Here is a 23072-nt window from a genome sequence, read left to right on the forward strand (position 1 = left end):
AGCAAAATTTGCTCTAGAAGATTTACTGCTTAACAACATCTTAAGTCCTAAGTTTTGCTTTGAGTTATACTATTATAAAAAGAAGGCATAGAATTTCTTCTATGCCTCAAAGCTTTTACTGATTTTTTATTTTAAATATACATTATTCGATATAATATTTTAAATGCGCAGAACTATTTGGTTCTAACGCTGTTTCTACAACAAAATATCCATTCCCTATTTCTTTAAGAAAAGCTACTGCTGTATTACCTTGAGCGGACTCTAGTCTTATTTTAGAAAGTTTACGAACATTTCCATTTGAGATTCTAAAATTTGTAAAATCTATTTCTGGGTCTGTAAAGTTTATCTCCCCTTGCATTGGATCATTAGACAATCTTACATTTCTAAACACATAATCCGCACTGTTTCCAATATTAAAAAATGCGAATGTAGTATTATTCAAAAACTCAGAATTAGTAACTCTGACCGATGTTTCAAAAAGTGCCAATCCAACATTACTCTGTTTTGCGGAAATATTGTCAAAATCAATGTTAGTCGCATTATTAGAAACATTAAACCCCTTATCATTGGCGTTATCAACATGACAATTACTAACATTATTGTTATTTGAACCGAACCCAAAATTAAATCCGTTTACGGCTGAATTTCTGGATATACAATCTGAAATTCGACAATTTTCAGTTGGTAATCCAGAGTGTCCAAAATTAAATCCATGATGAAATGTATTATCTTCTACAATGCAGTTACTAAGTGTGGAAAATTTAGTATCAAAACTTATCCCACTAGCTCCTGCATTTTTTACATTGCAGAAGCTTACTGAATTATTAGAGCCATCGCCAACTTGAATTCCCGACCAAGAGTCAACATCACCATTAAAATCTACATTATTTATATTAGAATCTTTACAATTCAAAAGCCAAACCCCTTCTCTACTCCAATTTTCCATTGTCATATCTTGTACCTTAACATCATTACAATTGATCATATATATACAACCAAGTGTCAATGAGCTATGTTTTGGATTTGGTAATCTATTATTACCGATCTTTTTTACAGACACTTCTATATTATTACTATCTTCAAATTTAATAAGAGAAAAATACCCATTATTAAGAGCTCTTTTATTACCATCTATAAAACCATTACCCGTAATTATTACATCATTTACATTTTTACCATATATAAAGTTATAATACTCATATCCATAATTCATATTACTATTCACTTGTAAAGTCCCGTCTATTATTAGTGTTTTATTAGAAGGTATCGTTAAATCATCTATTACAAATACTTTATTGGTTTCAAATAATATTGTCTGGATAGAAGTATCATCAAGCAAATTTTGGATTACTTGCGTATCATTTGTTACACCATCACCTAATGCTCCATGATCTAATACATTGACAATTGATATTGTCTTTGCTACAATATCGCTATTCACTTGTTCATCTTCACTACAACCAACATATACCATTGTTAAACATAGCAATATTAAATACCTAAATTTCATATTTATTAGATTTTAAAAATTAATTAGAAAACTTACTAAAATATCAATGTCTTAGAAACCTAAAGTGTTACCTTTTTTTCTAATATTTCTTTATGCTAATTAAAAAAATGTAGATTCTCACCTTAAGAAGATTGGTGGTGAAAATTTTATCGATTACATCAAATTTTATAAGATGTAAATTACCTGCTAGGTTACACTTTAAATTTTGCTTTGAGTTTTGCTTTTTCTTCGGCTAACCATTCATCTTTAAGGATACTCAATAATACGCCATCGGTTCTTCCTTCACCATTAATTGCAGGAAAAACACCTCTTAAAACTCCTTCTTGCTCACAACCAACACTTTGCATTGCAGCGATACTCACTTTATTTTCGACATACGAACCTAACCCTATACGCTGTGCTCCCATGGTTTCAAAAGCAAACTCAAAAAGCAAATATTTACAATGTTTATTTAACCCTGTTCCTCTAAATGCAGAGCCATACCAGGTATACCCCAATCGTATCGCAGATAATATGGATGATATTTCGCAATATCGAGTACTACCCGCATATTGATCTTTTATTTTATCATATACAATAAATGGATATTCTTTTTTAGCTTTTCTATTAGTTATCGCAGTTTTTATATATGCTGTAAGCCGCTCTTCTCCATCCCCTTTTATAAATGAGTAGTCCCAAATACCAGGTTCATTAGCTATATCCAACAGATGCTCTATATCGTTCATTTGTAATGGTCGAAGTTTTACAAAATCATCTTCGAGCACATATACTTTTGAAAAATCAAAATTTAGCATTTAAATAATAATATTAATTAATTTACCACCTATTAAGGTCACCTCATTTTATGCTCAAAAACCCTATAAAATGATTCAAGGCTAGTATGCTCTTGTATATTGTTCTTTTTCTGAAAGTAGAATGGCTTTTTTTCCGGTATCTATAAGGAACTTTGTTTTTAAAGTAACCCTATCTTTAAGCTCTTGAAGAAACACTATAAAATGTAAATGAGGACCTGTTGCCCAACCTACATCTCCGCTATAACCGATTAGCTGACCAATTTTTACCTGATCACCAACAGTCACTTTGGCTCCGCCTTTTTGGATATGTGTATATTCTGCAAAAGTACCATCACTATGATAGACCAATATAAAATTATTCAGTTTCGCACATTCTGGTGTTGTACAGCTTTTGCTATTACTTTCTTCAACATCTATAACAACTCCTCCTCTAGCAGCATAAATCTTGGTACCCATAGGCATTTTAAAATCTAATGCATTTTCATTTTTATGAGAAGTAGCTCCATTATACCCTTGAGAAAGCCAAAATGTATTTCCTTTACCATAGGGAAGATAATAGTTGAAATCTTTATCATACTCTTTTTGATTATGATCACCATGATTATACACCGACTCATACCCTAATTTCACCCGTTTTTTTCGATCAATCACGCTTAAATTAGTAATTATATGTCGCTTAGTCATGGCTGGCACTACAAATACTTTATTATTTCCATTAGACGATTTAAGATTTTCTAGTGTAAAATTCATCTTGGCAGAAACCGGACTATACTCATCGTTATCTGCTAGAATTACAAATCCATTATCTGTTTCTTCATAATAAAGCTTAAAGTTATCTTGCGAAAAGACAATCAATGAACATAAACTTAAAATAACCAGAATAGTATTTTTCATAGGGGTTTACTTTTATTAAATATAACAAAAGTTATTCCTGATTTTGTTAATAATCAAACTTATATGTCGCTCCTCCTAAGATTTGAATATCCTGAACAGGAAAATTCACCCATTTTTCATAATTATCTCCTACTAAATTATTTCCTTTTACAAAGAAAGACAGTTGATCATTTAATCGATAGCCGACGTTAATATTAGCATCAAAATAAGAATCTAATGTAACTGTTGCTTCGGGAACTGTAGGTACAACCGCAACGGTATTATCTATATCTTTTCGTTCACCTACATAAAATAATTGCCCTCCTAAAAACCACTGCTTGTTGATTTGGTAGTCTACTAATACCGATGCCTTTATTTCTGGTAGATTCCAAGCTTCTTGCTCATCTTCACTACTATAACTAAAATATTCTGCAGCAGCTCCTAGTTTAAACTTTTTATTGATTTCAAAATTAAGTTCTCCATAACCTATAACTGTATTTACATCATCATAACGATAAGAAAAAGAATTTCCAAAATCGTAACCTTCCAGTTGAAGTGTAGCACTTCTATTGTTAACAAATAAAGGCTTTTCATCTTCAGAAATATAACTCCCACGAACATTATAACTCACTATATCTGAAATCTTACCTTTTAATCCAATATAGGCATCATAAAGCATATTTGTAGGTTCCAAAATTAATGTTGGTGAAACAAAAGGATTCTTTTGCACTGCATTTCTATACGTGTTTTGTTGCAATGTTCCTTCTAACCCACCGTAAGCTATTACAGCCTCATCTAACAATCTATACGATGCGGTAACTTTTGGATAAATAAAGAAATCATTATCACTGTTTTCGGTATCAATACTATAATATACTGCTGCTCCTAAATTCACCGTAAGATTATCTCTCAAAATAACCAAACTGGGGTTTACACCTAAATTAAGTATCCCATAATTATTTGGGGTTTGTAAGACAGGATCCAGGTCACGATCAAAACTTCCGCTTACATAATCTACAATAAAATCGGTATTGATTAATGAGTCTCCCATTTCGAACTCAAATGTAGGTTTTGCCACCACATGATGTTCTGTAGACCCTAGAGCATCACCAAAAAAGCGATATCTTAAAGAAGCTTTTTTAAAGTATAAATCATCAAACTGAAGTTTTCCTCCTAATTTAATTCCGAAATAACTTTGTTGAGGATCTATAGCTGCAATTTGTTCTTGAGTCAATGTGGGCACCTCAGGTAACCCATACCAATTATACAACTGGTGTTCTGCTCCCACTTCTAGACCATAAGTATATTTTCTACTACGCGAAGTATAATTAACGTCTAAAAATGAATTGTAAAATTTATCATCTAATTGCACTTCATCGATACCCCCTTGCGAAGAATTATGATGCAAGTATATCCCTAGATTATCAGAACGATTGATTTGAAAATTACTATAAAATTCTGCTAGTGCAGAGGTAAAGTTTCCAAATCCTAATGTTGCATAATTATCATAAATCTTAATACGTTTAGGTCGATCAATATTAGCCGCTTTTCCTTTTGCAGGTGTATAAGTAGATGCCACTGGAACAGAAAAAATACTGTATCGTATTTGCTTTTTCTTTTGGGTAACAGAATCATTAAGTATCGGTGTAGATTTTATCTTAAATGCATCGCTAATTGTAGGCGTATAAGCTTTAACAATTACTACACGTTCTGTATCCAGGGTTTCTTCTTCTTTTTCTTGTGCAAGTGTTCCCCAACTTACTATACCCATACAAATAAAAGGTATTGTTTTTTGAAAATATCTAATCATAAGATACGCGTCATTTTTAAAACTAATTACTACTGCTCTTCAGTTTGGATGGATGAATTTGTTTTTGCCTCTTTGGCTTTGATTTTTTTGAGTTCGGCACTTGCCTCATCAATTACTTCAGGAAAATCTGCAAAATTCTTAATCACACTTTCCAAAATATACGTGGCTTGATAGGCATCTTTAAGTCCGTAGAAATTCTTAGCCATTAATAATAACCCTTTAGAACCATATAATCGGTATCCTGGATAATCTTTAGCCAATTTTTGAATGGTTTCGTTAGACGACTTGTATTTTCCCTCGTCATTTTCAAAATATGCTGCATAATACAATGCCTCTGCTGCTAATTCTCCTGTAGCTATTTTTTGTACTTCGGCATACGCTTTTTTAGCACGTACCATATCTACAGTTTTTAATGCTGCTCTTGCAGTAAAAATTTTAGCATCACTTTTTACATCATTTTGAATTTTAGGATTAGCCAATACCTTATCTGCATATTCGATTGTTTTTTGATACTTCAATAATTGATAATATGATTTCATTAAATTAGATTGTGCAAAAATGATATTTTGCGGATAATCTGCATCACTTTCTAGACGTTCTAATATCGGGATGGCTTTTTCGTAGCTACGATTTTCTAGATGCACCTGTGACAATCTTGCCAATGCTTGCTCTGTAAATTCTGTTCTATCATTTTTAAGCACATATTCATAATGAGGAATCGTTACATCTTTATCGTTATTTTTGAAATATAATTGTGCGAGATAAAAATGACTTTTTAACGCATGTAAGCCATTAGGAAATTCATTTAAGTATTTTTCAAATCCTGAGATAGCCGCATTATCATTATTTTCTAAAAACTGTTTTTCTGCTGCTTCATATGAGGTGTTATCCAGATCAGCGTCACTAACATCAACAAAACTTAACCCTTTTACCCAAGTAGCATACTCATCGGTTCTACCTAAATCTACATAAATTAATCTTGCAGTATTTACCGCTTGTAACGCCTCGTCTGTATCAGGATACTCTGCTACTACTTTTTTGAATTTAGACAAGGCTTTATTTCCTTGATCTCCATTGTAAAACACAAGACCTTGTTTTAATAATGCTTTAGGCACATATGAACTTCTAGGTATATCTCGTATCAAACGATCATACGCTTGGATACCGCGTTCTGTTTTATTTTCTGAAATATAAACATCCCCTAAAGCAAACATCGCATCATCTCTATATGTTGATCTTGGGTATTGTTTTAGAAACATTTCTAAATCCTGTATTTTTTTATCATGCTTATTTACAAAACCATAACTAATAGCTTTTTGGTAATGTGCATAATCAGAATCTGGTCCGTTTTTCTTGATTGCCTTGTTATAGGCTTCCATAGCCGGCCAATATTTACTAGAAATAAAATGACTATCACCTAACCTAAGGTATGTATCTATTTGTCTAGCTTCATCAACATTATCTTTTTCAGAAAAAGTTTCAAAATACTTTGCTGCTTGTGGATATTGTTTCAACTTAAAATATGTGTATCCTAAATTATAGTCTATCTGTTGATATTCTACTGTAGTTGAAGCTCCTGTGCTTCCTTGAAACTGCTTAAATCCTATTAAAGCACTATCATAATCGTTAAGCAGATATTCACTTTCTGCTTTCCAATATGTCGCTCTAGATGTAAAATTTGGATCTACTGGTTGTTTCAAAGATTTATCAAAATAGGTTATCGCCTCTGCATGATTGTTTTCGTTGTATAATTCTATAGCACGATAAAAAGCTACTTTTTGATACACTTCTTTATCTGCAAAATTGCGGCTACCTTCTAATAAGTCCATTGCCTCCTTATAATTTTTAGAGGTTATATAGGAACTGATCAAAAGCTCTTTGATTTCTTCTTTAAATTCTGTGCTTGGATACTCATCTAGATATCTCAATAAAACTTTTGGTGTACTTTCATAAGAGTTCCCTATTTCATAACTTAATTTGGCATAATTATATAGCGCATCCTCTTTAATTTTAGCTTCAAAATTCATTTCTGAAGCATTTTTAAACGCATTAAGCGCTTGCTGTTTTTGGTCTGTTTTTAAATATGATTCTGCCAGATGGTAATATGCATTTTGTGCAGTTGCATTTTTACCCCCTACAATTTTATTAAATTCAGAAATCGCATTTTGATAATCGCCTTGTTTATAATAGGCATATCCCAAGAAATAATAATCTGTATTATTCCATTTTCCTTTTCTTCCTTTATATCCTTTAAGGTAAGGTATTGCTTTATCATATTGACCAAGATTAAAATAACTTTCTCCTATGATCTTGTTTAACTCTGACTTTTCTGATGGTTTTGATTTTGGCAATTGCGATATTCCTTCGGTAATAGCTTCTTGAAAATTTCCAGATTTAAAATTCATATCACTCTGAAAATAGGATAGATTTTTATTGTATTGATCTAAATCTTTTACTTCATCAAATAACTTATCTGCCTCTTGATAATTATCTCCTTCATAGGCTATAAAACCGAGGTAATACTTTGCTTTAGCCCCATATTCCGGGGAATCTTGAACTCGGTTTAAATACTTTTTAGCTTCGTTAAACCGTTGTATTTTAAAGTATGCATAACCGTTATTAAAATTATATTTCTCTTTTTCGGTTCTACTTAAACTACCTTGATCTACTTTTTCATACCATTTCCTAGCATAAGCGTATTTTCCATTATCAAAATAATAGGTTGCTGCATCCAAATATGCCGCATTTCGTTTAATACTGGTTGGATATTGTACTACAAAATCTTCAAGAAGTTGATCTGCATCTTTTTGATTTAACCATACTGCACAATTTGCTATATAATATGAGCAATTCGCATCAATATTCTCGTCATTTACAGCATCACGAACTTTATCAAAAAGATTTTGTGCTGCGAGAAATTGTTTGTTATTATACAATTCTAGTGCCTGATTATACAAGACTAACTCATTCGTATAAATTTCGGATTGCTGAGCAGTTAAATCGACTGACAGGCTAATCACAAAAAGCATCAAAGCGATGTATTTCATAGTATTCATCTAATATATTAGAAAACCAACAACTAGAACCAACCCTTGTTTATAGATACACCAAGTATCTATATAACTAGAGAGTAAATCCTGTTAGGTGTTAATAGTCTTATTTTTAATTAAAAGTAAATATCGTTTCCCGCGAATAAATTTTGTGTTAAAGATAGCCTAATCTTCATTTTAATAACGAAACATTTTAGAGATAATTACACCTCATTATTAGAATTATGAATTCTTTATGACTGTGATATCAAAAAAATAAGTCAATCTTAAACTATTAATGGTTCTTATAAGATTAAGTACTTAGAGATTTCATCTTTCAAAACTTCTTGCATTATTAACGCTATTACATAAAAACCGATTTTATATATATTTTATACTGATTTTACAATAAATTATTTAAAACTTTGGTTCTACTAACTCATGGTCTATTTATATAATAAATTGCTTATTTAAATATTAGTCATTTTTTTAACGAAAACTTTTTACTTTTACGAAGTATTATTAATCCAGAACTATAAACTATGTCCAATACGGTATTGAGCCTAAAAGATGCATCAATTTATCAACGCGAAAGCTTAATTCTATCTGATGTTAATGTCGAAGTTAACAAAGGAGATTTTGTATATCTGATCGGTAAAACCGGAACCGGAAAAAGTAGCTTTATGAAAACCCTATATGGAGATCTACCTTTGTTAGAAGGTGAAGGCAGTATTGTGGATTTTGATTTACCAAGTTTACAAGAAAATCAAATCCCTTTTTTGCGTAGGAAATTGGGTATTGTATTTCAAGATTTTAAATTACTTAATGATCGAACTGTAAAAGACAATCTGTTATTTGTTTTAAAAGCTACCGGTTGGACAGATGAAAAAGCAATGGACAGTAAAATTGATAATGTGTTAGACAAAGTTGGTATGAAAACAAAAGGTATTAAATATCCTTATCAATTATCTGGTGGCGAGCAGCAACGTATTGCGATTGCAAGAGCATTACTAAATGACCCAGAACTTATACTAGCAGATGAACCCACTGGAAATCTTGACCCACAAACCTCTGTAGAGGTTATGGAAGTATTACAAGACATTAATAAAAATGGTAATACCATTCTTATGGCTACCCATGACTACGCTCTTCTTCTTAAATATCCTTCAAAAACTCTAAAATGTGATGGCAACAAAGTTTTTGAGGTAGTACAACGAAAAGCATAAATTTTTCAGCCAATACGCAATCCATTAATTACTTTTTTGGTAGGACTTAACAAGGTGACATCATTGTCTAGACCTACTACTCCAAGTACAAGGCATTCACTCATCATATTGGCTATTTGTTTTGGTGGAAAATTAACAACTGCAACTACTTGCTTTCCTATCAACTCTTTGGCTGCATACAATTTTGTTATTTGTGCTGATGTTTTTCTTTTACCAAACTCTCCAAAATCTACAATCATCTTATAAGCTGGCATTTTTGCCTCTTTAAATAATTCTGCACTTAGTATTGTTCCAACCCTCATATCAACCTTCATAAAGTCTTCCCAGTGTAAATGTGTTTCCATTAAATAATCATTTTTTATGTAGTATGATAAAAATAATAAAGTTTCTAATTGATTATATGTTAGTTCGTACATTTTACGCATAAACAGTACTACATTTGATGGTAAAAAATAAAAAATGTGTTTTTTGTCGAAAATAAATTGCTTTTTACCGAATATTTGTTGGTTTTTACAAGTTACGAAACGGTATTTCTTCTTACATTTGTAATATAAAATTAAGACATTGTTTTTGGCACTTCGCCCCAAAATCGAAAAGCCCAATTGATTGCCCCAAAATTAAATAAACCCCAAATTTACCCCAAAATATTATCTAAAGTCCCGATCCCCCTCTCGGGACTTTTCTTTAAAAAAACAGCTCTTCCCTATTAAGAACACTGCTTTTAGCATAAGTAGATAGCACTTATAAATCTACAAATTAATTCATTTTAGTACTATCAACAGAACTATTCTTTATATGAAATAAAAGTTCAAAAGCTTTATGAAAATATCATTCAAATCAAGTTAGGTGTTGTAATTAGATTCTCGTTCGAAAAACGAAAGAAAAAAGCTCTCAAAACCCTATAAAACCTTAATAAATGCACCTTTAATCGTAAAAAAATAACTTTTTAACGATATTTTATTGATTTTTACAAGTTTTACTCAAGAAAGTAATCTTAACTTTGTAGTATAAAATTAGATTAATGTTTTTATGGTATTTCGCCCCAAAATTGAAAAACCACAAATATTTGACTTAGCCGAAAAATATTTAACCCAACCAAACAACTAATTTTACCCCAAATTTACCCCAAAATATCGACAGGCAGTCTGAAGTATATACTTCAGACTGCTTTTTTATATTAAATTATTACGTTTTGTATTGTCTTTTTTTAGACACTATATCGAGTAGTACTTGTAAAAGACTTTAAACCCTTACAACAAACTTTATCGGTTCACAAAACCTTATTTTTTTCATGAAAAAACATCGTAACATTCATATAACTAAATAATTAAAACCTTGACATGACACATGATATTTATAAATTTAAACTCTTAATTTATAAATCCCAACAACGATAGATTTATTTCTAATAATGACACAATTACCTTTGGTTTTAAGAAAATCATTAACCCAAAAGAGCAGGCACTAACAATAGATTTTTAAACTACTCTTTTATTTTAAAACCTAATTATTTATGAAAACAATTAATCTTTTAACAAAATCAGTTTTATTATTATCTATTTTACTTATCACCTATAGTTGTGATAAAAATGAAGAAGATGAGTTAACTCAAGAAAGTATACAAGAAATAGGTATTTCTGAAGAAGAATGGACAGGAGAAATCGCCAATCCCAGTTCAAAAAATCTAATTTCTTCGGTTAGCGGTAGTAATTTTAGACGCTTTTATTTAGATGTAAATTTTGATAGGTTTGCTGACTTAGTAGCAATCAAAACCAGAAGTACTGGTACTAGAAGTACAGAAATACATGTTTTAGATGGAAAATCTGGGTTTACAAAATTCATCATACAAACTGGCACAGCGCTACACGAAACTGGATCAAACTTTGATTTCTTAGTAGGACTAACACCAAGAGGAGGGTTAACAATGTACGCAATTAAAAAATCCAATACAGGTAGCAGAAGTACTGAGGTTCATGTAATTTCTGGGAGAAATGGTTATAACAGATTCTTTAGACAATCAGTTACACCACTACCAGAAACTAACAGATCTTATTCTTTTAGATTAGTTGGTGGACTAGATCAATATTTACACCATATTCAAGTTTTTAGAAGTGGTGTTAAAAGTGGATTATTAGATGCACGTACGAGTTATAGAACCTTCTTCTAGAGTCTTAACTTTCTGTATAGTTTTTACTATTAACATATACTGGTAAAAAAGAAACCCCAAATCATATGATTTGGGGTTTCCTTATGTATGTAATACAATATATTTATACAATTTTATTTCTCTTACGTTCTACTTCAGTAAGGAATACTTTACGCAATCTTAAATGATTAGGAGTCACTTCAACGTATTCATCTTTCTGAATATATTCTAAAGCTTCTTCTAGTGAAAATTTAATTGCAGGTACAATCTTAGCTTTATCATCTGCTCCAGAAGAACGTACGTTAGATAATTTTTTAGTTTTGGTGATATTCACGGTCATATCATCTCCACGAGAATTCTCTCCGATAACTTGCCCTTCATAAATATCTTCTCCTGGGTCAACAAAAAACTTACCTCTATCTTGTAGTTTATCTATTGAATATGGAATAGCAGATCCTTTTTCCATTGAAACCAAAGAACCATTTATTCTTCCTGGAATGTCTCCTTTTAAAGGCTGATATTCTTTAAAACGGTGAGCCATAATGGCCTCACCTGCAGTAGCAGTTAAAAGTTGGTTACGTAAACCTATAATCCCTCTAGATGGAATTAAAAATTCGCAAACCATACGATCTCCCTTTGCTTCCATACTTAGCATTTCACCTTTACGTAGGGTAACCATTTCCACAGCTTTTCCTGAAACATTTTCAGGTAAATCTATAGTTAACTCTTCTATTGGTTCACATTTTACGCCATCAATCTCTTTTATAATTACCTGAGGTTGACCAATCTGCAACTCATAACCTTCTCTTCTCATTGTTTCGATAAGGACAGATAAATGCAATACACCACGACCAAATACTAAAAATTTATCAGCACTATTTGTTTCATTAACTCGTAATGCCAAGTTTTTTTCAAGTTCTTTCTCTAGTCTTTCTTTAATATGTCTTGAGGTTACAAATTTCCCATCTTTTCCAAAGAAAGGTGAGTCATTAATTGTAAACAACATACTCATTGTTGGCTCATCAATAGCGATAGTTTTTAATCCTTCAGGATTTTCAATATCGGCTACTGTATCACCTATTTCGAAACCTTCTAGTCCAACTAAGGCACATATATCTCCAGCTTCGACTTTTTCTACTTTCATTCTTCCTAAACCTTCGAAAGTATGAAGTTCTTTTATTTTTGATTTCTTAATAGATCCATCACGTTTTACCAGAGAAACTTGCATTCCTTCAGTTAATGTACCTCTTTGTAAACGACCGATAGCAATACGTCCTGTAAATGAAGAAAAATCTAACGAAGTAATCAACATTTGAGTTGTACCTTCTTCTATTTTTGGAGCAGGAATATGTTCTATTACCATATCTAATAATGGCTCGATGTTATCCGTCTCATTTTTCCAGTCTTCACTCATCCAGTTATTCTTTGCAGAACCATATACTGTTGGAAAGTCCAATTGCCATTCTTCTGCACCTAATTCGAACATAAGGTCAAATACTTTCTCATGAACTTCATCTGGAGTACAGTTTTCTTTATCCACCTTATTAACAACTACACAAGGTTTTAAACCAAGATCAATAGCTTTTTGTAGTACAAATCGTGTTTGAGGCATAGGTCCCTCGAAAGCATCAACAAGTAATAATACTCCATCTGCCATGTTTAATACACGCTCTACTTCTCCTCCAAAATCGGCGTGACCAGGAGTGTCTATAATATTAATTTTAGTGTCTTTGTATATGACAGAAACATTTTTAGAAGTAATGGTAATACCTCTTTCACGTTCCAGGTCATTGTTGTCTAAAATTAAATCACCAGTATTTTCATTCTCACGAAATAATTGGCAATGGTACATAATCTTATCTACCAACGTAGTTTTACCATGATCTACGTGAGCAATTATCGCAATATTTTTTATAGCTGTCATAAACGCCTCATTTTTAAGGCTGCAAAGGTACGAGTTATTTCAACAGGTTGTATATGAAAACTTAATTATTAAAAAAGCTTTATATTAAAGTTTACAAAACCTTCATATAAAGCTGCTTGTATTTTAAAAAATTAATACTTCTTATTCTACATTATTTCCCAAATGCCCAACCTAATCTAAAATTAACAATTGGTGTTATAATACCATAGTCATCGGTAGATGCAAAACCAACACCCAAGTCCAAACCAAGATTTAAACCAGAATTATATGTGCGTTGAAATCCCCAAACAGGTCCAACCTGTACCAAATAGCTATCATTAATATCTATGTCTCCCAGTATCGGGTCTAAATTCGTGTACAATGAGGTTAAAGCGATATAATTTGCAGAATTACCAGATGTCTTTTTCCCTTTACGTGCTCTTTTCTCAAAATTATAATAATATCGATATGCACCTTCAAAGGTCAAAAAAACACCATACTCCTCTTCATCATTAGATTTCACATATATAAGCCCGGTACCTAGTCTAAAATCTAAGGTAGTTTTTTTATTGAGCCCAACTTCATATTCTATTCCAGGAGTTAGTAATAGATTTGCTTTAAATTGATGTTTTTCTACTTCATTTGTGTTTCCTTGAGCGTTTACAAAAGCTACAGTTAAAAATAAAAATGCTGTGAATATTTTTTTCATTATACTAAGTTTTTTTATGTGAATGTCTATGTCGAAATCAAACATCTTGCCATAGTTACTTTTACCAATAATTCTTTACTTCAACTATTAAAAATCCTATCTTTGCCTTTTTAAAAATATCATATGGATCTTTCTGAAATTGAAAACTTAAAAAATCTTGATGCCAATAACTTTTTCTTACTTGCTGGGCCTTGCGCTATAGAAGGAGAAGAAATGGCCCTACGCATAGCAGAAAAAGTCGTAGAGATCACATCAAAACTGAAGATACCATATGTTTTTAAGGGTTCTTTTAAAAAAGCCAACCGCAGTCGTATAGATAGTTTTACAGGAATTGGCAATGAAAAGGCATTAAAAATTTTACGTAAAGTTGGAGAAACTTTTGAAATCCCAACAGTAACAGATATTCACGAAAACGAAGACGCTACACTAGCAGCAGAATATGTGGATATCCTACAAATCCCAGCGTTTCTTGTACGTCAAACTGATCTTGTTGTGGCTGCAGCTAATACCGGAAAAACAGTTAACCTAAAAAAAGGTCAATTCATGAGCCCAGAGGCCATGCAACATGCTGTAAAAAAGGTTACAGATTCTGGTAATTCTAAAGCTATGATTACAGATAGAGGAACCATGTTTGGATATCAAGATATGGTTGTGGATTTTAGAGGAATACCTACAATGAAACAATATGGTACAACGGTTTTAGATGTTACACATTCTTTACAGCAACCAAATCAATCAAGTGGCGTTACTGGAGGAAGACCTGATATGATAGAAACTATAGCACGTGCAGGTATTGCAACTGGTGTTGATGGTTTATTTATAGAGACACATTTCGACCCTGCAAATGCGAAAAGTGATGGAGCAAATATGCTAGACTTACAATACTTAGAAAAGTTATTAAGTAATTTAGTTGCAATAAGACAAACAATTAATAATCTATAGACATACTTATTAGTAAAACTTCTTATCTTTTACTTGATAGGCATTTTCTAGAATTTCAATTAAAACCATCTCATTAATCTCTTCAATATTTCTATATCGTAGAGATTTCATGACCTTACGTCCTGCGGTGACCATTTGATCAGAGTGCACAGTAATATGACCAGCATTCCAAAACCCTAAATCTACATAATCCTTAGCTACATTTAAGTAACAAAATGGTCTACCATCAATATAATAAAAGGGTATTTTGTACTTATAAAGTAGTTCTACTGAAGAAACCGTATTCTCTATTAACACTTGTAAATGTAGTAGTATAGTTTTATACGGTTCTTGTTGATTAAGAATATAGGTTTCTGCTGGATTCATATCATTATACAATCAAGATATGACAATATAAATATTCCTTTTCAAATTGAAAAATCTAACCACTTACTCTTTACAAATGTTGCAAAAAACAAGTGGTAGATAGCTTCAACGATATGTGTAATACTACAGAATTAATACTGCATCACTAATAGTTACTGAAATTAAAAAATCGGAAAATAGTAATTACTAGTCGACTAAAATCAACATCTATTCTAAAACATGTAACTGATCTTAGCATGTGTATTTTTAACAGATTCGAAAATAGTTCTACATACAAAGTAAGTTATTATAATTTTTTACGTCAAATTGATAATATAAATACGAGTATTTATATTATCAATAACCAACCAACATATATGACACTCCAACAACTCAAGTATATAGTCGCCCTTGACCATAAACGACACTACGTAAAAGCTGCAGAAGAATGTTTTGTAACGCAACCCACATTAACTATTCAAGTAAAAAAATTAGAAGACGAAATTGGTTCAACAATTTTTAACAGAGAAAAAACTCCTCTTGAACCTACTCCCATCGGCGTAATATTGATTGCAAAAGCGAAATCTATTTTACGCGAAGTAAATGAATTTAATGAATATGCTTATGGAGACAAGACTAATATTTCTGGAGAATATACATTAGGTATTATACCAACAATAGCTCCTTACCTTCTTCCTCTTTTTCTTGAAGAGTTTTTAACTACTCATCCAAATATTAAACTAACCATTAAAGAAATGCAAACCGAACATATCGTTAAAGCATTACATAATGGCACTTTAGATATTAGTATAATATCTACCCCTCTAGAAGATCCAGGTTTGAAAGAAGTACACCTTTATCAAGAACCCTTTCTTTTATATTGTAAAGATCCAAAACAATTTAGCCAATCAGAAAAAGTAAATCAAGATGATCTCACTCCAGAAAAACTTTTGCTACTAGAAGAAGGGCACTGTTTTAGAAATCAAGTCTTAAATATTTGTAAGCATAAAAAAGAACATTCAAACCACCATTTTAGCTTTAAAAGTGGCTCTATTCAAACCATTAAAAGATTAGTAAAAGCTGGTCTAGGGTATAGTTTAGTGCCTCAACTATCTGTTAACCACCCATCAGAAGATAGATTTATAAAATCGTTTTTAAACCCTATGCCTACAAGAGAAATCAGTATTGTCATTAATAAAAATTTTACAAAAGAAAAACTTATAGATGATCTGCATTTGACTATCAAAAAGAGCATTCCTGATAATCTAAAAGAAATCAATAATTACCGTAAGGTAGCATGGCGATAATTCAAACTCAAGCCTAACTACACCAAATATTTTAAAGATCCAATTCGTACCGTATCTTCTTCGTAATATTTATTATAAAATATAATATACGCTAATGAAAACCCTATCAGATTACCATACCACTATATCGATTTGAGTTTCATTTATTTTTGATAATTAAAATTTATTGATTTAACAAAGCTATAAGTTTTAGTTATAACTGTATAATTTATGGATACTAAAGTCCAAATTATTAATGTTGTTTTGTAATTAGTTTTGTGTGCAACTAAATATATTTTAAATAATTTATTCATGATCACACAAAAGAAAACACTAGTATTACTTTTGGTTTTAAGCCTCTATTTAAATGGCTTTTCTCAAAAATTGACAACGAATTTTGGCGCCCCGGTTGGAGACAATCAAAATTCACAAACTATGGGTGTAAATGGCCCTGTTTTATTACAAGACATTCATTTAATCGAAAAACTTGCTGCTTTTGATAGAGAACGTATTCCTGAAAGAGTTGTTCATGCAAGAGGTACTGGAGCTTTTGGTTATTTTGAAGCCTCTGCTGACATGTCTGAATATACAATGGCTGTTCCTTTTCAAAAAATCGGAAAAAAGACTGATGTAGCTGTACGGTTCTCTACAGTCGCCCATGGTAAGGGGTCCGCAGAAACTGCAAGAGACCCAAGAGGGTTTGCAGTAAAATTTTATACAGAAGAAGGAAACTATGATATTGTAGGAAATCATCTTCCTATATTTTTTATTAGAGATGCAATAAAATTTCCTGATTTTATTCATACTGTAAAACCATCTCCTGTGACAAATAAACAAGACCCCAATCGATATTTTGATTTTTGGAGTCTTTCACCAGAAGCAACACATATGGTGACAAGGTTATTTACTGACTTAGGGATCCCAAAAGGGTATCAATACATGGATGGAAGTAGTGTTCATGGATTTAAATGGGTAAATAAAGAAGGAAAAGTAGTATACCTAAAGTATACCTGGAAAACCAAACAAGGAGTTCAAAACCTTACTCCAGCAGAAGCATCTGCAATCCAAGCCAAAAATGTTGGTCACGCTACAGAAAGCTTACGAAAAGATATAGAAACTAAAAAATTTCCACAATGGGATTTATATGTTCAGTTCATTAAACCAGAAGATCTTAATAGTTTTGACTTTTGGCCTCTAGATGACACCAAACATTGGTCAGAGAAAAAATTTCCTTTAATTAAAATTGGAACTATGACTCTGAACCGCAATCCGGTTAACTTTTTTGAAGAAGTAGAATCAATAGCAATGGCTCCCGGAAATCTAATTCCAGGTGTAGAACCTTCTGAAGATAAAATGTTACAAGGAAGATTATTTTCGTATTTTGATACGCAACGTCATAGACTTGGTGGTAACTTTCAACAAATAAAGGTTAATCAACCTAAGAACAAAGTTATAAACTATAATTCAGATAGTTGGAACAGTTCTAGAAACAGTAGTTTTCCCAATCCAGACATTAATTATGAACCAAGTAATCATATACCTGTAGCCGAAGAAAATAAGTATAGAAATGCATCTTATAGCTCTGCAGAGAAAGCAATCATTGTGCAATCTCCTATAAATAAAACAAATAATTATGGTCAGGCAGGTGAATTTTATCGTTCTCTAACTGATACAGAAAAGGAACATTTAATCGCAAATCTTGTAGGAGATTTAAGTCAGGTTAATAGTAAAGATGTTCAAAAGAAAATGATTACTCATTTTTATCGTGCCGATAAAGATTACGGCATGAGAGTAGCAAAAGCTTTAGGTTTTTCTGCTAAAGATTTTAGATAAATAACACATTACAAAATAGCCTTTAACAGAACCTATTCTTAATTTCTTTTAAAGGCTATTTGATTTTTAACACTACTAAACATAGTTATGAAAACAAAAATATGGTTAACTATGGTATTTCTAAGTTTGATAATACCAAATATCATAAAGAGTCAAGATTTTCATCTTTTAGAACAAGTCGTAAGAGAAGGGAAACTTGAAATATTACAAGAAGCTATTAAAAAAAATAACGATTTATTACATTATCAAAACTCTAAAGGTTTCTCTTTATTAATATTAGCATCTTATAATAATCAATCAGAAATAGTAAAATACTTAATCTCTAAAAACGCAAATATTAACCTTGCAGACACCTCAGGGAATACTGCTTTAATGGGAGTAGCTTTTCAAGGGTATACAGATATCGCTAGAATATTAATCAAAAATAAAGTGAGCATTGATCAGCAAAATTACAATGGCGCCACTGCCTTGCACTTTGCCGCAACTTTTGGAAACAAAGCTATTGTAGAGTTACTAATAGAAGCTAAAGCCAGCAAAACCATAAAGAATAGTTATGGTGACACTCCTTATGATCTAGCAAAAAAGCAAGCCAATGTAGAACTTGCAAATATCCTTAGGTAACCAAAAGCTAAATGAGTCTAAAAATTTTGGACTCATTTTTTTAGTTCATCACAAAACCGGACATACAACACTACTATATAACATCTCCTAACTCAAAAACCACTCATTAATTATTGTTTGGAGAAGTATAACTCGTTTAAAATTTGCACAATTCAATATTTTAATTTTACTTTGCATTTCAAAGTACTTTTAATATGAGCACAGAAGATTATCTAAAAGACATTACCGAGATCAAGGATATGATGAATAAATCATCACGATTTTTTTCGCTTAGTGGTTTATCAGGAATCATGGCAGGTATCTATGCACTTATAGGCGCTGCAATTGCGTACTACCTTGTAAGTATAAGCGGGAGAGACTATTTAATCCTTGATGGCAAAATATTCAGTTATATATTGCTTGACCTAATAGTCGTAGCTACCTTAAGTATAGTCACAGCTATTTTTTTAAGCACTAGAAAAGCACGAAAAAACAGTGAAACTTTATGGAATAGTGCTTCACAACGATTAATTACCGCTTTTTTGATACCATTACTCACTGGTGGAGCCTATATTCTTATAAAAATCTCTAGTCATCATTATGGGTTAACTGGATCATTAATGCTTATTTTTTATGGTCTAGCATTAGTGAATGCATCAAAATACACTATTGGTAATGTAAAATATTTGGGATATACAGAAATTGTATTAGGTTTGATCTGCGCAATTTATCCAGGGTATGGTTTTTGGTTTTGGGTACTTGGTTTTGGAGTAATGCATATCGTTTACGGGAGCCTGATTTACTTCAATCATGATAGATAAAATCATACAGTAATCATAGATTTCGAAGCATAACAAAAAATTCCTGATAAAAACAGGAATCACAGATGAAAAACATAATTGACAATATAAATAAAGCTTTTGATCATAGAATTCGGTTAGGAATTATGTCCATACTAGTCGTAAATGAGTTTGCCGATTTTAAAATGCTAAAAGAACTTCTTGGTGCTACCGATGGTAATCTGGCAAGTCACACAAAAGCACTAGAAAAAGAAGAATACGTAAAAGTTGAAAAATCATTTATCGGTCGTAAGCCTAACACACGTTATAGCGCCACTAAAAAAGGGCGAGAAGCTTTTAAAAAACACGTAGAAGCCATTGAAAAATTATTAAAAGGATAGGTATTTTTTTTATTCTTTTACTTTGAATTTCAAAGTACTTTTAAAACATAAAAATGAGAGCATTTATACTAGAAACTATATACGAGTGGAGTAAAAAACCATATAAAAAGTGGTTCAAAAAAGAAATCCCTTGGGATATATCGATTAAACAATTAATCTACTATCCCAAGAATAGTCTTGGTTTTCATTTAGGATGTTTCTTACTTAAACATGATTTCACACCTCAACCAAAATTAGAGAACCATGATGTCTTTCATGTACTTACAGGTATTGGCATATCTGTTTCAGAAGAAATATCAATGCAATTTTATCTTTTAGGAAATGGCAAACGAAGCATCTATTTATTCTCTGTAATCCTTTTAGGAAGTCTACTCTACCCCGATAAACTAAAGACATTCAAGTCATTCTATATAAAAGGGCGAAAAGCGCATCCTTTTCATCAATTAAATTATAAAAACCTCTTATATCAACCTTTAAAAGAATTACAAACAACGCTTTCAATTATACCCTTATGGAAATAACACAAACTAAAAACAAAACTGCCCTTATAATTGCTTTGATCAGCTTCTTAATCGGCACAATACTCTTGCTAACCTTTCATTTACATCAAACTCTACAAATAGTAAGAATAGGATTATTGTATGTAATAATCGCAGCAGTATTAAATACCATTATTCTAATTGATCTTGCAATTAGCTCTTTTATAAATCCGCAATACCAGAAAGAAAACAGAATGACGATTTTGATTTTTTTACTCAACATCCCGATTACTATTGGATACATATTAACCATCATTTTATAGCACTTAAGACAATGAATACCATATACAAACAATTACCTTTTATAAAAGGCTTTACTATCTCTGTAGGTTTTAGCTTTATACTCTTACTAATCAGAATTATAAAAACTGATTCTATTTATTACTTATTTCTTGTATGGAATCTCTTTTTAGCATGTATCCCTTATTTAGTAACATTTTTACTAGGTATAAAAACTACAAATCGTTTTGTGTTCTGGCTTGGTTTTACAATCTGGTTAGTATTTCTTCCCAATGCGCCTTATATCTTAACTGACTTACAGCATATTAGAATTAGCACTCTACAGACGATTTGGTTTGATGTACTCCTTATTTTATCCTTTGCTATCAACGGTATGATCATCGGGTTTGTTTCATTACAAATGATGCAAAAACTACTACAAGCACAATTTTCAAAACTCAAAACTCATATCATCATCAATGCTACATTATTACTTTGTGGTTTCGGAATCTATTTAGGAAGAGTATTAAGATGGAACAGTTGGGATATTCTTCAAAACCCTTTAGCAATTCTATCTGATATTTTTAAAAGAGTTCTATTTCCTATTGAACACATAAACACATGGGCATTCACTATTGGTTTTGGATTCTTTTTGATCATTACATATCGGCTAATACAATACTGTCAAGAAAACAAATAATTAGTAACAATATAATTTTAAAAACTATGGAAACTCAAAAACAAAAAAAGTCATTTGGACAATGGATCAAAACATCTATCACCATACGTATGCTTATGGTTGGTATTTTGATTTTAGTTTTATTGATTCCCTTATCCTATATAAAAAATTTAATACAAGAGCGTGCTTATCGTCAAGAAGAAGTCGTAAAAGAAATTAACCAAAAATGGGGAAATGAGGTACTTTTATATGGTCCAGTTCTTAAAATACCCTATCAAATCCACTCTCTCAAAAAAACCTGGGATGACAAGACTAAAGCCTATAATGAAGAAGATATCATTACAATAAAACATGCATTTTTCTTTCCTAATACTTTAGATATAAAGTCTAAGATAGAATCCGAAACCTTAGGAAGAAGCATCTACGAATCTGTTGTATATACCGCCGATATGAAAATTAAAGGTTCTTTTGAATCTCCTAATTTTGACATCCAGGACATTAAGGATGAAGATATTTTATGGAATAAAGCAACAGTAATTATAAATTCTACAAATCTTAAAGGAATTAAGAGTAACCTAGAACTCAATATTGGAAACAACGCTTACCCGCTAAGATCTCGTTACATTCAAAATTCAAACACCAACACCTTAGAAACTAAATTTCTTAAAGAAAATTCATTACCAAAAGATCAAGCCATTAGCTTTAATTTAGATTTAGTTATTAATGGTAGTGAACAACTACGTTTCATTCCAGTTGGTAGAGAAACCAATGTCTCAATGGTTTCGAATTGGGCATCACCAAGTTTTAATGGTAATTATTTACCAAACACAAAAACTAAAGAAATAACTGAAAACGGATTTAAAGCAGATTGGAAAGTACTACAAATAAATAGAGAATTTGAACAAGAGTTTTTTGGAGAATTACCTTATATCAATTCATCTGCATTTGGAGTAAAATTATTAATACCTGTCGATGAATATCAAAAAAGTGAACGCGCAAGCAAATACGGGTATCTAGTAATCGCATTAACTTTTTTAGTTTTCTTTTTAATCCAAACGATCAGCAAAATTGATATACATCCTTTTCAATATTTAATGATAGGTTTGGCACTTACCATGTTTTACACATTACTAATCTCTATTTCTGAACATTCTAGTTTTTTATATGCGTATATGATTGCAGGGTTCTCTGTTGTTATCCTTATATCCATGTATGCAAAAGCTATTTTAAAAAGTATAAAGTTTATGGGATTTGTAGCCGCTTCTCTAGCCGCTTTATACACCTTTATATTTGTGATCATTCAATTAGAAAATTATGCATTACTAGTAGGTAGCATTGGACTATTCCTAATTCTAGGAAGTATAATGATGATCTCTCGCAGAATAGATTGGAAAAACGATTAGAGCTTCGTCAATCTAAAAAAAAAGGAGTTGCGCTATCACTAAATAA

At 31.4% G+C, this 23072-nt stretch carries 21 protein-coding genes; 12 read left to right on the forward strand and 9 right to left on the reverse strand.

Annotation, left to right across the window (positions count from 1 at the left end; genetic code table 11):
• Window positions 1-142: 142 nt before the first annotated feature.
• From AWE51_RS09150 to AWE51_RS09170, 5 genes are all read right to left on the reverse strand, one after another.
• The gene (locus AWE51_RS09150) at window positions 143-1510 is read right to left on the reverse strand and encodes a right-handed parallel beta-helix repeat-containing protein (protein ID WP_082832374.1); all 1368 of its coding nucleotides are present in this window, start codon (window positions 1508-1510) and stop codon (window positions 143-145) included.
• Window positions 1511-1701: 191 nt separating this feature from the next.
• Window positions 1702-2304: a GNAT family N-acetyltransferase gene (locus AWE51_RS09155; RefSeq protein WP_066312530.1), complete on the reverse strand. Its 603-nt coding sequence runs from the start codon at window positions 2302-2304 to the stop codon at window positions 1702-1704.
• Between the two features lie 81 nt (window positions 2305-2385).
• Window positions 2386-3198 (reverse strand): M23 family metallopeptidase, encoded by an 813-nt coding sequence (locus AWE51_RS09160; protein ID WP_066312531.1) that lies wholly within the window; start codon window positions 3196-3198, stop codon window positions 2386-2388.
• A 46-nt stretch (window positions 3199-3244) separates the two neighbouring features.
• On the reverse strand, window positions 3245-4987 hold the full coding sequence (locus AWE51_RS09165; protein ID WP_066312532.1) for a TonB-dependent receptor: 1743 nt from the start codon (window positions 4985-4987) through the stop codon (window positions 3245-3247).
• Window positions 4988-5016: 29 nt separating this feature from the next.
• On the reverse strand, window positions 5017-8043 hold the full coding sequence (locus AWE51_RS09170; RefSeq protein WP_066312534.1) for a tetratricopeptide repeat protein: 3027 nt from the start codon (window positions 8041-8043) through the stop codon (window positions 5017-5019).
• Window positions 8044-8558: 515 nt separating this feature from the next.
• Between AWE51_RS09170 and AWE51_RS09175 the strand changes: the two genes are divergently transcribed.
• Entirely contained in the window at window positions 8559-9242 is a 684-nt protein-coding gene (locus AWE51_RS09175; RefSeq protein WP_066312535.1) for a cell division ATP-binding protein FtsE, read from the forward strand.
• Window positions 9243-9247: 5 nt separating this feature from the next.
• On the opposite strand, the gene AWE51_RS09180 is transcribed toward AWE51_RS09175, so the two are convergent.
• On the reverse strand, window positions 9248-9586 hold the full coding sequence (locus AWE51_RS09180; protein ID WP_066312538.1) for a tRNA-binding protein: 339 nt from the start codon (window positions 9584-9586) through the stop codon (window positions 9248-9250).
• Between the two features lie 1169 nt (window positions 9587-10755).
• On the opposite strand from AWE51_RS09180, the gene AWE51_RS09185 reads away from it, so the two are divergent.
• Window positions 10756-11409: a hypothetical protein gene (locus AWE51_RS09185; RefSeq protein WP_066312540.1), complete on the forward strand. Its 654-nt coding sequence runs from the start codon at window positions 10756-10758 to the stop codon at window positions 11407-11409.
• A 103-nt stretch (window positions 11410-11512) separates the two neighbouring features.
• Here the strand turns inward: AWE51_RS09185 and typA are convergent, their stop codons facing one another.
• Both typA and AWE51_RS09195 read right to left on the reverse strand, forming a co-directional pair.
• Window positions 11513-13312 (reverse strand): translational GTPase TypA, encoded by a 1800-nt coding sequence (gene typA / locus AWE51_RS09190; RefSeq protein ID WP_066312548.1) that lies wholly within the window; start codon window positions 13310-13312, stop codon window positions 11513-11515.
• A 151-nt stretch (window positions 13313-13463) separates the two neighbouring features.
• The gene (locus AWE51_RS09195; protein WP_066312549.1) at window positions 13464-14000 is read right to left on the reverse strand and encodes a DUF3575 domain-containing protein; all 537 of its coding nucleotides are present in this window, start codon (window positions 13998-14000) and stop codon (window positions 13464-13466) included.
• Between the two features lie 123 nt (window positions 14001-14123).
• Here AWE51_RS09195 and kdsA point away from each other — a divergent pair, with 123 nt between their 5' ends.
• Window positions 14124-14942: a 3-deoxy-8-phosphooctulonate synthase gene (gene kdsA, locus AWE51_RS09200; RefSeq protein WP_066312551.1), complete on the forward strand. Its 819-nt coding sequence runs from the start codon at window positions 14124-14126 to the stop codon at window positions 14940-14942.
• Window positions 14943-14951: 9 nt separating this feature from the next.
• Here the strand turns inward: kdsA and AWE51_RS09205 are convergent, their stop codons facing one another.
• Window positions 14952-15308, reverse strand: coding sequence for a DUF1801 domain-containing protein (locus AWE51_RS09205; RefSeq protein WP_066312728.1), 357 nt, complete (start codon window positions 15306-15308; stop codon window positions 14952-14954).
• Window positions 15309-15664: 356 nt separating this feature from the next.
• On the opposite strand from AWE51_RS09205, the gene AWE51_RS09210 reads away from it, so the two are divergent.
• The 9 genes from AWE51_RS09210 to creD all read left to right on the forward strand — a co-directional run bounded on the left by AWE51_RS09210 (window position 15665) and on the right by creD (window position 23026).
• Window positions 15665-16594: a hydrogen peroxide-inducible genes activator gene (locus tag AWE51_RS09210; RefSeq protein WP_066312730.1), complete on the forward strand. Its 930-nt coding sequence runs from the start codon at window positions 15665-15667 to the stop codon at window positions 16592-16594.
• A 291-nt stretch (window positions 16595-16885) separates the two neighbouring features.
• Window positions 16886-18406, forward strand: coding sequence for a catalase (locus AWE51_RS09215; protein ID WP_066312553.1), 1521 nt, complete (start codon window positions 16886-16888; stop codon window positions 18404-18406).
• Window positions 18407-18493: 87 nt separating this feature from the next.
• On the forward strand, window positions 18494-19027 hold the full coding sequence (locus AWE51_RS09220; RefSeq protein WP_082832376.1) for an ankyrin repeat domain-containing protein: 534 nt from the start codon (window positions 18494-18496) through the stop codon (window positions 19025-19027).
• Window positions 19028-19221: 194 nt separating this feature from the next.
• Window positions 19222-19827, forward strand: coding sequence for a hypothetical protein (locus AWE51_RS09225; RefSeq protein ID WP_066312555.1), 606 nt, complete (start codon window positions 19222-19224; stop codon window positions 19825-19827).
• A 65-nt stretch (window positions 19828-19892) separates the two neighbouring features.
• Window positions 19893-20186, forward strand: coding sequence for a winged helix-turn-helix domain-containing protein (locus AWE51_RS09230; protein ID WP_066312558.1), 294 nt, complete (start codon window positions 19893-19895; stop codon window positions 20184-20186).
• Window positions 20187-20239: 53 nt separating this feature from the next.
• The gene (locus AWE51_RS09235; protein ID WP_066312560.1) at window positions 20240-20707 is read left to right on the forward strand and encodes a Coq4 family protein; all 468 of its coding nucleotides are present in this window, start codon (window positions 20240-20242) and stop codon (window positions 20705-20707) included.
• Entirely contained in the window at window positions 20698-20988 is a 291-nt protein-coding gene (locus AWE51_RS09240) for a hypothetical protein (RefSeq protein ID WP_066312561.1), read from the forward strand. Before AWE51_RS09235 ends, AWE51_RS09240 begins: the two co-directional genes overlap by 10 nt.
• A gap of 11 nt (window positions 20989-20999) precedes the next feature.
• On the forward strand, window positions 21000-21644 hold the full coding sequence (locus tag AWE51_RS09245; protein WP_082832377.1) for a DUF1361 domain-containing protein: 645 nt from the start codon (window positions 21000-21002) through the stop codon (window positions 21642-21644).
• A gap of 26 nt (window positions 21645-21670) precedes the next feature.
• The gene (gene creD / locus AWE51_RS09250) at window positions 21671-23026 is read left to right on the forward strand and encodes a cell envelope integrity protein CreD (RefSeq protein WP_066312562.1); all 1356 of its coding nucleotides are present in this window, start codon (window positions 21671-21673) and stop codon (window positions 23024-23026) included.
• Window positions 23027-23072 lie beyond the last annotated feature (46 nt).

It is taken from the genome of Aquimarina aggregata (assembly GCF_001632745.1).
GTDB lineage: Bacteria > Bacteroidota > Bacteroidia > Flavobacteriales > Flavobacteriaceae > Aquimarina > Aquimarina aggregata.

Excerpts from the sequence above, each read along its gene's own strand:
- AWE51_RS09150 (WP_082832374.1), bottom strand. The coding sequence starts at position 1,510 with ATGAAATTTAGGTATTTAATATTGCTATGTTTAACAATGGTATATGTT.
- AWE51_RS09155 (WP_066312530.1), bottom strand. The coding sequence starts at position 2,304 with ATGCTAAATTTTGATTTTTCAAAAGTATATGTGCTCGAAGATGATTTT.
- AWE51_RS09160 (WP_066312531.1), bottom strand. The coding sequence starts at position 3,198 with ATGAAAAATACTATTCTGGTTATTTTAAGTTTATGTTCATTGATTGTC.
- AWE51_RS09165 (WP_066312532.1), bottom strand. The coding sequence starts at position 4,987 with ATGATTAGATATTTTCAAAAAACAATACCTTTTATTTGTATGGGTATA.
- AWE51_RS09170 (WP_066312534.1), bottom strand. The coding sequence starts at position 8,043 with ATGAATACTATGAAATACATCGCTTTGATGCTTTTTGTGATTAGCCTG.
- AWE51_RS09175 (WP_066312535.1), top strand. The coding sequence starts at position 8,559 with ATGTCCAATACGGTATTGAGCCTAAAAGATGCATCAATTTATCAACGC.
- AWE51_RS09180 (WP_066312538.1), bottom strand. The coding sequence starts at position 9,586 with ATGGAAACACATTTACACTGGGAAGACTTTATGAAGGTTGATATGAGG.
- AWE51_RS09185 (WP_066312540.1), top strand. The coding sequence starts at position 10,756 with ATGAAAACAATTAATCTTTTAACAAAATCAGTTTTATTATTATCTATT.
- typA (WP_066312548.1), bottom strand. The coding sequence starts at position 13,312 with ATGACAGCTATAAAAAATATTGCGATAATTGCTCACGTAGATCATGGT.
- AWE51_RS09195 (WP_066312549.1), bottom strand. The coding sequence starts at position 14,000 with ATGAAAAAAATATTCACAGCATTTTTATTTTTAACTGTAGCTTTTGTA.
- kdsA (WP_066312551.1), top strand. The coding sequence starts at position 14,124 with ATGGATCTTTCTGAAATTGAAAACTTAAAAAATCTTGATGCCAATAAC.
- AWE51_RS09205 (WP_066312728.1), bottom strand. The coding sequence starts at position 15,308 with ATGAATCCAGCAGAAACCTATATTCTTAATCAACAAGAACCGTATAAA.
- AWE51_RS09210 (WP_066312730.1), top strand. The coding sequence starts at position 15,665 with ATGACACTCCAACAACTCAAGTATATAGTCGCCCTTGACCATAAACGA.
- AWE51_RS09215 (WP_066312553.1), top strand. The coding sequence starts at position 16,886 with ATGATCACACAAAAGAAAACACTAGTATTACTTTTGGTTTTAAGCCTC.
- AWE51_RS09220 (WP_082832376.1), top strand. The coding sequence starts at position 18,494 with ATGAAAACAAAAATATGGTTAACTATGGTATTTCTAAGTTTGATAATA.
- AWE51_RS09225 (WP_066312555.1), top strand. The coding sequence starts at position 19,222 with ATGAGCACAGAAGATTATCTAAAAGACATTACCGAGATCAAGGATATG.
- AWE51_RS09230 (WP_066312558.1), top strand. The coding sequence starts at position 19,893 with ATGAAAAACATAATTGACAATATAAATAAAGCTTTTGATCATAGAATT.
- AWE51_RS09235 (WP_066312560.1), top strand. The coding sequence starts at position 20,240 with ATGAGAGCATTTATACTAGAAACTATATACGAGTGGAGTAAAAAACCA.
- AWE51_RS09240 (WP_066312561.1), top strand. The coding sequence starts at position 20,698 with ATGGAAATAACACAAACTAAAAACAAAACTGCCCTTATAATTGCTTTG.
- AWE51_RS09245 (WP_082832377.1), top strand. The coding sequence starts at position 21,000 with ATGAATACCATATACAAACAATTACCTTTTATAAAAGGCTTTACTATC.
- creD (WP_066312562.1), top strand. The coding sequence starts at position 21,671 with ATGGAAACTCAAAAACAAAAAAAGTCATTTGGACAATGGATCAAAACA.